The organism is Streptomyces sp. NPDC058291 (assembly GCF_042880855.1).
Taxonomy (GTDB): Bacteria; Actinomycetota; Actinomycetes; order Streptomycetales; family Streptomycetaceae; genus Streptomyces.
This window is the reverse complement of the sequence record NZ_JBHVYK010000086.1, coordinates 20,406-32,362: the sequence shown is the minus strand read 5'-3', so window position 1 is coordinate 32,362 and position 11,957 is coordinate 20,406. Positions and strand designations below refer to the sequence as shown.

The 11,957-nt window shown below is 68.3% G+C and carries 11 protein-coding genes and 3 pseudogenes; 9 read left to right on the top strand and 5 right to left on the bottom strand.

Annotation, left to right across the window (positions count from 1 at the left end):
- Window positions 1-139: pseudogene (locus ACFVYK_RS31205) on the bottom strand (IS982 family transposase); the annotation flags it as partial.
- Window positions 140-216: 77 nt separating this feature from the next.
- On the opposite strand from ACFVYK_RS31205, the gene ACFVYK_RS31200 reads away from it, so the two are divergent.
- From ACFVYK_RS31200 to ACFVYK_RS31190, 3 genes are all read left to right on the top strand, one after another.
- Complete coding sequence (locus tag ACFVYK_RS31200) at window positions 217-555, top strand: DUF6417 family protein (protein WP_389779790.1); 339 nt, start codon at window positions 217-219, stop codon at window positions 553-555.
- Window positions 556-627: 72 nt separating this feature from the next.
- Entirely contained in the window at window positions 628-1,104 is a 477-nt protein-coding gene (locus ACFVYK_RS31195; protein ID WP_389779788.1) for a hypothetical protein, read from the top strand.
- Window positions 1,089-1,712 carry a hypothetical protein gene (locus tag ACFVYK_RS31190; protein WP_389779786.1) on the top strand — a complete coding sequence of 208 codons (624 nt, stop codon included), beginning with the start codon at window positions 1,089-1,091 and terminating at the stop codon, window positions 1,710-1,712. The genes ACFVYK_RS31195 and ACFVYK_RS31190 overlap by 16 nt, the downstream gene beginning before the upstream one ends.
- Before the next feature lie 976 nt (window positions 1,713-2,688).
- Here ACFVYK_RS31190 and ACFVYK_RS31185 read toward each other — a convergent pair.
- Window positions 2,689-2,871: a DUF3761 domain-containing protein gene (locus tag ACFVYK_RS31185; RefSeq protein ID WP_389779785.1), complete on the bottom strand. Its 183-nt coding sequence runs from the start codon at window positions 2,869-2,871 to the stop codon at window positions 2,689-2,691.
- Between the two features lie 23 nt (window positions 2,872-2,894).
- Between ACFVYK_RS31185 and ACFVYK_RS31180 the strand changes: the two genes are divergently transcribed.
- Window positions 2,895-3,023 carry a hypothetical protein gene (locus tag ACFVYK_RS31180; protein WP_389779783.1) on the top strand — a complete coding sequence of 43 codons (129 nt, stop codon included), beginning with the start codon at window positions 2,895-2,897 and terminating at the stop codon, window positions 3,021-3,023.
- Between the two features lie 777 nt (window positions 3,024-3,800).
- On the opposite strand, the gene ACFVYK_RS31175 is transcribed toward ACFVYK_RS31180, so the two are convergent.
- The gene (locus ACFVYK_RS31175) at window positions 3,801-3,965 is read right to left on the bottom strand and encodes a hypothetical protein (RefSeq protein WP_389779782.1); all 165 of its coding nucleotides are present in this window, start codon (window positions 3,963-3,965) and stop codon (window positions 3,801-3,803) included.
- A gap of 185 nt (window positions 3,966-4,150) precedes the next feature.
- On the opposite strand from ACFVYK_RS31175, the gene ACFVYK_RS31170 reads away from it, so the two are divergent.
- From ACFVYK_RS31170 to ACFVYK_RS31155, 4 genes and pseudogenes are all read left to right on the top strand, one after another.
- Window positions 4,151-7,978 carry a HEAT repeat domain-containing protein gene (locus ACFVYK_RS31170; RefSeq protein ID WP_389779780.1) on the top strand — a complete coding sequence of 1,276 codons (3,828 nt, stop codon included), beginning with the start codon at window positions 4,151-4,153 and terminating at the stop codon, window positions 7,976-7,978.
- Window positions 7,979-8,644: 666 nt separating this feature from the next.
- Window positions 8,645-8,910: pseudogene (locus ACFVYK_RS31165) on the top strand (transposase); the annotation flags it as partial.
- A gap of 64 nt (window positions 8,911-8,974) precedes the next feature.
- On the top strand, window positions 8,975-9,514 hold the full coding sequence (locus ACFVYK_RS31160; protein ID WP_389779778.1) for a winged helix-turn-helix domain-containing protein: 540 nt from the start codon (window positions 8,975-8,977) through the stop codon (window positions 9,512-9,514).
- Entirely contained in the window at window positions 9,511-10,050 is a 540-nt protein-coding gene (locus ACFVYK_RS31155) for a transposase (protein ID WP_389779800.1), read from the top strand. Before ACFVYK_RS31160 ends, ACFVYK_RS31155 begins: the two co-directional genes overlap by 4 nt.
- Here the strand turns inward: ACFVYK_RS31155 and ACFVYK_RS31150 are convergent.
- A complete protein-coding gene (locus ACFVYK_RS31150; protein ID WP_389779777.1) occupies window positions 10,047-10,721 on the bottom strand; it encodes a LysR family transcriptional regulator in 675 nt (224 codons plus the stop codon). The two genes, ACFVYK_RS31155 and ACFVYK_RS31150, sit on opposite strands and share 4 nt — an antisense overlap.
- A 201-nt stretch (window positions 10,722-10,922) precedes the next feature.
- On the opposite strand from ACFVYK_RS31150, the pseudogene ACFVYK_RS31145 reads away from it, so the two are divergent.
- Window positions 10,923-11,153, top strand: a pseudogene (locus ACFVYK_RS31145) (ATP-binding protein); the annotation flags it as partial.
- A gap of 61 nt (window positions 11,154-11,214) precedes the next feature.
- Here the strand turns inward: ACFVYK_RS31145 and ACFVYK_RS31140 are convergent.
- Window positions 11,215-11,739 (bottom strand): YceI family protein, encoded by a 525-nt coding sequence (locus ACFVYK_RS31140; RefSeq protein WP_389779775.1) that lies wholly within the window; start codon window positions 11,737-11,739, stop codon window positions 11,215-11,217.
- Window positions 11,740-11,957: the final 218 nt, after the last annotated feature.

Here is an 11,957-nt window from a genome sequence, read left to right as displayed (position 1 = left end):
GGGTGCACACCAGATACAGCCGCAAGCCCCAGAAGAACCGGGAGTGGCTGGCGCAGTACCCGTATCCGGCCCAGTCGGCCAGGTCCGACCGCTTCACCGTGGGCCGCGAGCGTCCGCACTCGACGGGGGTGGAGTCGATGATCCAGTGGTTGTCGAACCAACAGCCGTCTGCGCCCCCAGCCGGAGCCGGACGAACCCGGGCCGGGACTGCAGCGCGTGGAGTGGATCCCGGCGCAGATGACCGCGCTGCGCCTGTTCGTCGCCCTCACGGGCCGGCTGCGGGTGCCGCCTGCCGAGGGGCTCGCGGAGCGGGTGCGCGGGGCCCGGCGGGAGGCGGGCACGAACCGGCATGTGGTGTATCTGTCGCAGGAGCAGATGACATCGGTGGCCTATGGGTTCTGGCTGCACAAGATGTCCGGCTCCGCGTTCGAGGCCAACCGCTTCGCCCGCGACTATGGCATCGCCCACCCCACTGCTGCGGCCGCCGAGCCCGCTGCCCGGCCAGGCAGCGCAGAGGGGCTCCGGATCTGTACGTGCGGCCCTTGGGCCTTGTAGAGGTGGCCGGATATGGGCGGTTCGAACCCAAAATGCGATGCGCATGCATAAGATCAATGCCACGCTCACGCCATGAGGAAGATCATTCCGATTAGTGTCACTGCCCTGACCGCCGCAGCTCTCCTGGCTGGTACAGCCCTGCCCGCGCAGGCCAGGCCCGCCCCCGTGGTACCCCACCCCTGGGACAAGAGGGTCAAATGCACGTCTACAGATAAAGACGGCCGTAAGATCGTCACTCGGTACGGCAACGCCGACTTCGGTTGGAACCACTTCACCCACCGGCACAACATCAAGAAGTGCTCGATCCTCGACGCGGCACTGAGAGACAAGGTCGACCGGGACAACGGTCACGGACGCCTGGAGTACGACGGCGTCGCCATCAGGACCGGCGGGCACCCGGCGCAGGCTAAGTTCGTGGTAATCGTTCAGTACACGCGCAAGACAACGGACCAGAAGTACGACGCCGGCCGGGGACAGAAGATCGGCGTCATCAACGCCTTCTGCCGCAACCAGCCGCACAACAAGTGTCCCGCATGGATGAACCAGTGATCGACTCTGAAGACCGTGAGCAGCAGGCGGCGGTCAGCCGCCTGCTGCTGTACTACCTCAACAGCCCTGTGGCCGAGGGATGCCGGCTTCGCGGAGTGCTGCCCGCCCTCGGCGCCGTCCGGGTTGCCGTCCATGCCGGAGACGACGAGGACGCCACCACCTTCCTGTACGAGATCCCTCACGACACCGTCGCTCCGTACGACATTCCGGGCCTCCTGCGCTCGGTGCTGGCGGGCACCCAGCTCTACGGGACGAGCGACATCAGCGAAGCCATGGGAATGACCGTCATCCGACTCCACCCCGAGGAGCTCACCCCGGACCCGGAAGACGAGTACGGCCAGACCCTCACCGTCGTACGCGCCTTGTCCGACCCCGGCGACGAGGAAAACCCCTTTCTGATCGGGTTCCTGATGCTGGGCCACAACCTGTTGCGCCTATACGTGCAGCGCCCCGACCGCCCAGGCACCATCGGCGTCGATGTTCGCCTGACCCATACGACCACCGCCCTGATCGCCGCCCTTCCCAGTCTCCTCGAGGAAGCACAGCACCAGAAGCCGACCGGGGACGACCCACACTGCGATCTCCTCGTGGACCTGACCAACTGCTAGAACAACCCGCTTCCCGGTCGAACTGCCCCGCGCCCGCCGCGACGCCCACCCCGCTCGCCGCAGCCAGCTTGCCAGGCAAGGGCAGAGGCGCTGTGTATAGCGCTGCAGCCGGTGAATGCGAGCGCCAGAAGCAGGAGCATCTGCGCCAGAAGTAGCAAGCCGAGAAGGCCGCGTCACACGGCCGACGGCTGGCTATCGTGCCTCCGCGCCTAACCCTCATAAGCCGCGGCGAGCAGCGCCGGTTGGGAGTCTCCCGGCTAACCCGCCCGGTGTGCGAGGTTGCCGGCAGGGCAGCATCTGCTTAGCTATCGCCTGCCCGTGAGCGGTCGTCATGTGCTCCACCACCCGTGTCGCTGGGCCGGCCCTGCTGGCCTGCCTGTTCCTGTCGGCCTGCAGCACGGCCGCCTGACCGGACTGGCGCTGAAGGGGAGGATCGGGGCGACGCCGACCAGGTCGCGCAGCAGATCAGCCTCGACACGCCCGAAAGGCCCGACTGGTCGCCGAAGTGGCCGTCGGCCGCGTCCGCGAAAAGTCCGGACTCCCGTCATTGGCCGGCCACCGTCTTCCCACGCGCCTCGTAACCCGACCCCTCCCTGCTCTCTCGGCCACCGGGTGCGCGCGGCGCCGGGTTCGATTCGGGCCCCGCCGTCGACTTCGCGCCCGACGAGGTGACCGAGTGGTACCTAATTCAGGTGTGGCCCGCCCCCGCCGCTCCGGCGACGGTCCTCAGCCAAACTGACGCCTACGGCGCATCAGTACGCGGCGGTCATTGAGAGACTGGCCCGTCTGCCCGCCCACTGCAGACAAGCGCAGGCTTGACGCGCGGTCGTCATGGGCGACGACCGCATGCGCCGCCCTTCTCGCGCCGATCCTGAGCGTGTTGCGGTGGCTGGTGGATCAATTGCCGAGGGCGTTGCGCAGGCCGTCGCGGCAGTCGAAGCCGGCTGTCCCGGTGCTGGTAGGTGGGCTGGATGGTTCAGCGGTACCAGTATTTGACGCCTCGGTGGTGGGAGCAGGTGCCGCGGAAGTGGGCGCTGTAGGAGTAGGTGCCGTCTTTGCATTTGGCCGTCGCGCCGCGGGGGTGGGGGGAGTTCGCCTTGCACACGCCGGTGGTGTGCCGGGCGCATGAGGCGGCCGCGGCGTCGGTGGCGGCAGCCATCGGTACCAGCCAGGGCGCCTGCCATGAGCGCCGCGGTCACGGCGCTGCGCACGGTGGTCAGCATCAAGGTCTCCTTCGGTCGAGAAGATGCGATCATGCGCCGTCGGCCGGTTGCCAGGTGGGCTGTCTGGCCTGCGGTGACCTGGGTGTGACAGTCGTGGCCGAACGGTCGCGGCATGTTCGACCAAGGCGAAGGTGCGTGCGGGTGTGCGGGCGGTGCGATGTGAGCAGGTCGGTGACTTTGGTGGGCGGGGATGCGTCGGTCGGGCAGCATCGCTCCGGCGGCGTTCGCCGCCCGGCCCACCGCCCGACGAAGGGAACCTTCATGACGTACAGCAGCGACACACCTCCACCGCGAGGTCTGTGAGGGCGCCCTGAGGGGGGGACCGCCTCCTAGTGTGGTGCGCGGTCCACCGTGCAGCTGCTGTCAGACCCACCCGACAACATGGCTCGTGAAGCTCGAGAACCGGTTCATCGACGTGGAGTTGATCCCCCCGGACACTGCCGACCGGCCGCACACTTCCTTCCAGGTCGGCCCGGCCATGCGGTCGTCGTCGTACAGCTTCCATGTGCCATCCGGCGGTTCCGTCGCGCGTGTCTGCACGCTCGCGTCACCGGAGGAGACCGGGACCCGGCGCGTTCATCGATGCCACGGGCGGCACGCTGCTCGGCTGACCGGACGGTCGTGGTGTAGCACAGTGATCCACCGCCCTGCTGGGGTTCGGTGAAAAGTCTCCGGGCCTGCTTCGGCGCCGGTTACGGTCCGGTTCGTGCCGGTGCGATTTCTGAGCGATGAACAGGCCGAGACGTACAGGGCGTTCGCCGAAGGGCCGACGACGCCCGGGCCGGCGTGGCGCTCCTTCCTGGGCGACGCGGCCCGGGATCCCGAAGTCGGCTCATGGCCACCCGGCCGCTGGGCGCGGGGGCCGTCATCGGCGTCCGCGCAGTTCCCGCATGCATGCCGCGATGGCGTGCAGGATGCCGGCGCGGTCCTCGGAAGCGGTGTCCTTCAGTGCCAGGCAGGTGATGGTCACCAGGGCGATCACGAGGATCGTGAGCCCGGCCAGGGGCACGGTCGCCCACCAGATGTCCATGTGCCAGTCCTTCCCGAAGCAGCCTCGGCCTCCCCGGACGGGGCGGCCACGAGCAGGTTCTCCAGAGCCCTCGGGGCCGGCCATGGATATCGGAGCGTCGGATTTCCGGCCCCAGGCTGCCAGGGCACATTCCTGGGCGTCGGATCGGCCCGGACCGGATCAGCACTCGAGTGGAGGGGCTGGAAGTGAGTGCGGGGATAGAGCACGCAGGACGCCAGGCACTGGCGCGGGAGCTCCGACGGCTCGACGAAGCGTTGGACGAGTTGGGGAAGACACAGACAGCGGCGATCGCGGAGGCCAACAAGCGCCGCAAAAGCCACAAACCTCAGTTCATGTCGACGGTCAACGGCTGGTTCCCCAAGAAGGAGGGCAAAAGAAAGCCCAGCGTGCCGCCCGACTTCGAAGATCTGTGGTCCGTGGTCGCCGTGATACTCGAGTGGACCACCGGGAAGGACAAGCAGTACCTGGAGGGCACGGAACGCCCTCGCTGGAAAGAGCTCCATGAGGATGCCCGCCGCGGGACGATCATGGACGAGGAGGTGCGCGGCTACCTTGCAGCTGCCCGGAAGGCCGCCGACAAGCACCCGTATCCGGACGATTCCGCACCGTCTTCCCTGTCCACCGTCTACGTGCACCAGCGCAGCCGCCCTGCGGCCCGGGACGGGCATGCTGCGCCCGGTGACGGCTCTGCCATCGGCGCAAGCGGCACCGGCGGCGCCGTTCCCACCGAGCCGGCCGAAGCGGTCTTCGTGAAGGCCGAGCCGATGTGCGTGCTCATCGCCGGTCCCGGAACCGGCAAGTCCACGCTGCTGCGCGCGCGGCTGCGCGACACGGCTGGTGAACTGCTCGACGACACGCACAAACCCGGGAAATTCGGTCCGGCCGTTCCGGTACGGGTGAGCGCACACGACCTCGTCGGAGAGGACAGGCACGTACCCGACGTGCTCGCCGAGACCACCGGAAGGCTCAGCGAGTTCGGGCGGCTCCCCACACTGACCCCGGACCGGTTCCTCAAGCGGCCCTGGACCGGGGCGCACTGGCAGCTTCTCGTCGACGACCTCGACGAGCTCCCCAACGCGCACATGCGACGAGCCGTGCTGGAGAAGCTGGCCAACGCCGTGGGGTCGCACCGCGCGACCTGGTCGCGGTGCAGGACGTCGAGCACACCGAGCGCCCTGGCCGCGCCGCACGACTACCCCCAGCCGTTGTACCGGTGCGTCGTGGCGACCCGCCCGCTGGCCGAGGGCGAACTCGACGTCCTCGACGACGCCCTCGGGTTCAAGGCGCCGCACTATGAACTGCAGCCGTTCACATCCCACGACGTGCACGCCTACCTGGAAAGGTACTTCCGTACCCGCTGGCCGCAAGAAGAAGCCACCCACCGCGCCCGCCACTTCGCCGGCGCGCTCCGGAATGCCTCCCTGGACGAACTGGCCCGTACCCCGCTGATGGCCTTCATGCTGTGCCGGCTCTACCTCGCCAAGCCAGAACGCCCGCTGCCCAACGGCCGCGCCGCGGTGTACGAAGAATTCACCAACCTGCTGTACGACAACAACGAGAGCAAGCACGTCGCGGAAAGCCACGAAGAATCCATCACGCGGCTCGTGGAAAGCGTCCAGAGTCCGCGGGCGCGCAAGGAAGCCGAAGCCGCCGCACGGAATGTCCACGAAAAGCTGCCCGAGTTGATCCGTCACGTGGCCCACCGGAGGCTTTCGGACCACAGGACCCCGGTCATCGAGGCACTGGCCTCACACGAAGCCGTGCAGCGTCCCGGAAAGATCCGCCAAGAGCGGTGGGAGGCCTTCCTGGAGAACCTTCTCCGGCACACCGGACTGCTGGTCCACCGTGCCGACGGCCTCGGCTTCCCGCACCAGACATTCCTCGAGTACCACGCCGCGGCGGAGATCAAGCACCGGCTGACCGTCGAGCGCAGTCTGACCGGGGATGCCCTCGTCCACCAGGTGTACGGCGAGCACTGGGCGGACCCCACCTGGCACGAAACACTCGTGCTCGTTGCGGGAATGGTCGAACCAGGCCTCGCCAGCCAGATCGTCGACCACCTCCTCGCGGCCGATCCGCTGTGGTTCATCCGCCGGCCGGGGTCGTCCTCGGGCGAGACGCCCCAGCACATCGTGCTCGCTGCCAGGTGCCTCGGCGAGGTCCGTGACCCGGGCGGGCTGAGCGCCCAGTGTTCCGCCGTCGTCAATGCGGTGATCGATCTGATCGAGCACATGATCGAGGAGAGGGCGTTCCCCGGTTCCCCGGTCCACCGCGCGGTCGCGGAGACGCTGCCGCCTGTGCTCGGCCGGATCGGCGCGGACAACTCCGCCATCCGCCGGCGGTACCACGACTGGTACCTGGCGCACGGCCAGTTCCTGAGCGTCACGAGGGAGGGCGAGAACTTCGCCTGGTCCGAGGTACCGCCGGCCGCGCGGGTCGGTGCCGCGCTGCTGCGCGACGACGGCGAGTTCCGCGAGAAGCTGGTCAGTCGGGCAGTCTTCGGCCCCGGTCACGCCAGCAGGGGGGAGGCACTGCTCGCGCTCATCCAGGAATGGCCCGACGATCCGCAGGTCGCGAGCCTGCTGCGGGAGTTCGCCGAGACGGACCCCGATGGAGACGTCAGGAGAGGCTCGGTCCAGCTGCTCGCGACGACCCGCCACGAGGACCAGTCCACCAGGGAGTGGCTGCAGACATGCGTCACCGACCACGACCCGCACCTGCGGCAAGGGGCGCTGGCCGCGCTCGCCGAAGGCTGGCGTGAGCCTGAGACGTTCGCCCTGCTACGCACACTGGCGGCCGACGACCCCGACGACTCGGTCCGCCTCGCCGCGGTGAAATCCATCGCGAGCGGCTGGCCGCGCGACCCGAAGGCTGCGGCCGTGGTACGCGACCGCGCCGCCCACGATCAGGACCCGCACCTGCGGTACAGAGTGTTCGACATCCTCGTCGAGGGCTGGTCCGACGATGCGCAGACCGTGGCGCTGCTGCGTTCGGTCGCCGCCGACGCTGGCAGCGAGCGATGGGTGCGGGAGGCGGCGAAACGGGCGCTCGCCCGCGCCGAGGCCCCGCCAGCCGACCCTCCCCTGGCCCGGCCGGCGCCTCCGCCCGCTGCGGAGGATCCGCGGCGGGCCGTGCTGAAGCCCCTCGTCGTCGACCGGCGCACCGATGCGAACACCCCCCTGCTGCTGCGCGAGCAGGTTGAGGCCCACCCCGACGACAAGGTCCGGGTGGCCGCGGTGTGGGTACTGGCCACGGGATGGTACAGCGATCCGCGAACGCTGCCGTGGCTGTGCGAGTTCGCCACCTCCGGCGCGAGCGGGCCGGTGCGGCTGGCGGCACTGCGGGCCGTCGGCTTCGGCCGGCCCGGCCATCCCGACGCCGGGGCGCTGCTACGCGGCGTCGCCGCGGGCAGGGGCCAGTCGCAAGTCCGCGAGGTGGCCGTCGTCGCCCTCGCCGCCGGATGGCGCAACGACCCGGCAACCGAACCGCTGCTTCGCAGACTCGCAGTTGACGACGACGCCGAGTACGTACGCGCTGCGGCGGTACGGACCCTGGGAGCCGGCTGGCACCACCCCGGCACCGTCGCGCTGTTGCACGACAGGGCCGAGCACGACCCCGAACGCGACGTGCGCTGCACCGCCGTCCGGATGCTCGTCGCGAACTCTCGCACTCCGCAGACCGCCGTCCTGCTTCGCCGGCTCGCCCTCGACGACCCCGACGAACGCCTGCGCGCCGCCGCCGTTCACGACCTGGCGGCGGGCTGGCACGACCCGGAGACCGGCGAGCTGCTCCGGCAGATCGTCACCAGTCAAACCAGCTGGATCAGCCGCGGCGCGGCGATCCGAGCACTGGCCGGCGGCTGGCGTGACGACCCCGTGACCGAGGAACTGCTACGCGAGCGGGCCGCCGACGCATCCGACCCGGGCCTGCAGCATACGGCCGTGATGGCACTCGCCGACCGCTGGCCGTACGACCCGCGGATCCAGGAACTCGCCGAAAGCCTCTCCGACTAGGGCCTGTCCGGGCGATCTCCGTAACGCGGTCAACGGGCCTGGCCACCTCAATCCGGGGCGTCGAGCAGAGCCCGACGCCAGGCAGCGGCGTTGTCAGTCCCCGCCGCTATCGTTCGCGCGTTCACGATCATCAGGGAGGGGTGGCTCGATGGGTGCCAGCGGATGGGACTACGTCACCAGGTACGACGGTGGTGTAGAGGCGGCCTTGGCGACACTGCAGGCCAGGGTATTCCAGGAGGAGTACGGCAGTGATGGCCGATACCGAAGTACTACGAGGACGAGGAGTTCATGGGGGCCGAAGGCACCCATACGATCCTCGACATCGACAGGGTTGTTGCCACAGATGCCCCGCCGACGAGGTCCGGTATCGCCGACTACGGCGCCCTGCGCCCGCTGGCTCTCAACCGCGTGATGCACTAGTTCGGCACAAGCCGACCTTCGGTCGAGCAGTATGAGGAAGTCGCCGCTGCTGCCAATGAGGCTGTGAGCCATGAGGAGCACGAGCAAAGCCTGCTCGGCGAGTGTCAGATGCGGTGGACCGGTTACTACATCGTCCTCTACTCCGGCGACAGGCCGACTCACCTGGGAATCTTCGGATTCTCAGGAGACTAGGACCGATCCGGCAGAGCATGCGACTGACTCTTGCTGCTGATCGTTCTTATGGACATGGGGCGGGGCGACCTGACGTATGCCGAGTGGGAACGGCTGCGGCCGTGCCTGCCAGTCAGCAACGGGCGTTGCGGCAGGTGGCGGGATCACCGGCAGGTGATCGACGGGACTCTGCACCGGGTGCGAACCGGAGTTCAGTGGCTGACCTGCCCGAACGGTTCGGTCCGTGGAAGACGGTCTACGAACGCCACCTTTTGTAGTCGGCCGACGGCACCTGGGAACGGCTGCTCCAGCAGGTGCAGGCCACAGCCGACGCGGCCGGTTACTGACCTTTTCGGGTTGCCTTCGGGTGGTGACGTTGGGTGATCCCTGCGGTATGCCGGTGCTATGCGGTACGCGGATGGTGGGGGCCTGACTGCTGAGCGGCGGGCTGCGCGTGAAGGGATCCGGCTGGAGGCCGGGCGGAGGTTCGCACGAGGTGACAGGACTTCGGTCATCGCCAAGGACCTGCGGGTGAGCGAGCGTTCGGTGGAGCAGTGGCGCCGCAACTGGCGTGAGGGCGGCATGGAGGGTCTGAAGTCGAAGGGACCCGCGAAACTGCCGAAGCTGTCGGACGAGCGGTTCGCCGTGCTGGAAAAGGAGCTGGCCAAAGGCCCGGCCGCGCATGGCTGGGAAGATCAGCGGTGGACTCTGGAACGTGTCAGAACGCTGGTCGGCCGCCAGTTCGAGGTCAGTTGCTCGATCGCGGGAGTGTGGCGGCTCCTGCACCGCCACGGCTGGTCCTGGCAGAGCCCGGCCCGCCGTGCGCTGGAACGTGACGAGCACGCGGTCGAGCTCTGGAAGAAGGACGTGTGGCCGCAGGTGGAAGCACCGCGGCGGCGCTCGGGGCCTGGATCGTCTTCGAGGACGAGGCCGGGTTCGCGATGACGCCGCCACGCGCCCGCACCTGGGGCCGGCGCGGACAGACTCCCGTGGTGAGAGTGCGAGGCCGGTCCCGGCGGCGGATCTCGATCGCCGCGATGTGCTGCTACCGGCCCGGCGAGAGGTCCCGGATGATCTACCGGCCCCGCTTCCACTCCTTGCTGAAAGGCGCACGCAAGAGCTTCGCCTGGCAGGACTACCGCGACCTCCTGGTCCGCGCGCACCTGCAGCTCGGCGCCCCGATCATCGTCGTCTGGGACAATCTCAACACCCATCGCACCGCTGGCCTGCGTGACTACGCCGCAGGCCACGACTGGCTCACGATCGTCCAGCTCCCCTCCTACAGCCCCGACTTGAACCCGGTGGAAGGGGTCTGGTCCCTGTTACGGCGAGGCCCGATGGCCAACACCGCATTCACCGACCCTGACCACCTCACCCGCACCCTCCGCCGCGGCCTCGCCCACATCCAGCGCCACCCGGAACTCATCGACGGCTGCCTCACCGAAACCGGTCTGACCCGCAACCCCGGCACCCGAAGCTAATCCGACAAGGTCAGTAGGTGGAGAAGCTGCCCAAGGTCGTGGACGACCTCGGGTCCGTGTGAGCCACCCTCAGATGCGCCCGGCCAGCGCGGCAGGGGCTCCCCGGCGAGGTCGTTCAGGCAGACTCGGGTACGGCCCGCGAGGCGATGCGAACTCGGTATCAGGAGAAGTTGAGTCTCGGTCAGGAGGTCCTGGGTGTCCAGGCCGGTGAGGTCGTGGTGGGGGCGGTGAAGCAGGGCGGCGTCGGCACGGCCCTCCCGCAGGAGGATCTCACGCTCGCCGAAGCTGCACACCAGCTCGACCAGCAGGGCACCCGGCTCAGCCTGATAGGCGTCGAGGATCTCGGGCAGCAGGCCACCGTCGCCGCCCGGCTTGATGACCAGGACCAGACGCGGGTCGGCGCGGCCAGCCCGCCGGGTGCGGCGCGCCGCGGCCGACGCGGCGTCGAGCACCGTACGGCTCTCGCGGAGCAGGACAGCCCCCGCCTCGGTCAGTGCGACCCGGCGACTGCCACGTTCCAACAGGGCTACGCCCAGCCGTCGTTCGAGCTGCTGAATGGCGCGGGAGAGCGGCGGTTGGGTCATCCCTAGCCGGGCGGCCGCCCGACCGAAGTGCAGTTCTTCGGCGACAGCGGTGAAGTAGACGAGCTTGCGGTCTTTCCATACCCGCACGCGATCGGTGTTGGAACTCCCGGCCGCCCCCGTGGTGGGCTGAACGCATGACAGAAACCACGACTGCCCTGGTCACCGGTGCCAACAAGGGCATCGGGCGCGAGGTCGCAGCCGCGTCCAAGGCGTCTTCGATGCGCTCGGGCACATGCTCCTTGGGGGCCTCGTTCGCGATCAGCGCGATGGCCTGCTCGACCAGCACCCGGCGCGGAGTTGCTGTTCCAGGTTCTGACCGAGCGGGAGGAGAAGAACAGCGTCGCCATCGCCTCGAACGAGTCGTTCGGCGGGTGGACGAAAACCTTTACCGACCCGCGGCTCTGCGCGGCCATCGTGGACCGGCTCACCTTCGGCGGCAACATCATCGAGACCGGCAGTGACTCCTACCGCCTCGCCAGCATCAGGGCCGCCCAAGCTCAGAACACTGCCGCAGGCTGACCAGCACCGGCCCCTCCCCGATGGATGTCGCGATCGCGACCACAGAGAGACCAGGTTTCCCTCAGCGGTTTGCGACCACTTCCAAGGTGATCTTTAGACGGCGACCCGTCATGCCCTTGGCTTTTGTGATGCCGAACGCGTATCTGTCTATCGTGGCGGTGGCGTCGGCCGTGATCTGCCTGTCTTCGCAGGCAACGGAATTGATCGTGACGAGAACCGGCTGCGATACTCCGCAGACAGTCATCTCTCCTTGCAGTGAGGCATCCTGGGCGGATCTTCCCAGGCTCTGGCTCCGGAAGGCGATCTCGGGATGTCGTGCCACGTCCAGGTAGTCGGAGGACCTGACGTGATCGTCGCGCTGCTGATTGCCGGACTCGAAGCTGGCCGCGTCCATCGCGACTTCCACCGACGATTCTTCCGGCGACTCAGCAACGGTAATCCGGCCATGACTGATAGTGAACGTCCCACGGACCGGGAGCAGCCCGAACACGGCCCGCGTGTCGAAACGGACCGTCGATGCCACTGGATCGATCTCGTAGGTGCCTGCTGCTGGTACGGACTGCTCTGCAGTGCCTGGTATCGCCATGAGCGCGTAGCCTCCGCGTGCTGAAGATCCTCTTGGATGGATCAGCCTCTCGCACACTGCGGTGGCTGCACCAGTCCCCTTTCGATCACCGAAGGTGCACCCCAACGTCGGCCCCCCCCCGCCGGGAGTCGAGTGAGGGGCCACGGCTCATCGCACTCCTAAGGGGGTGGCAAAGCGAACAAGTACCCAGCGTTGTCACTTCTCATCGACATCTTCGG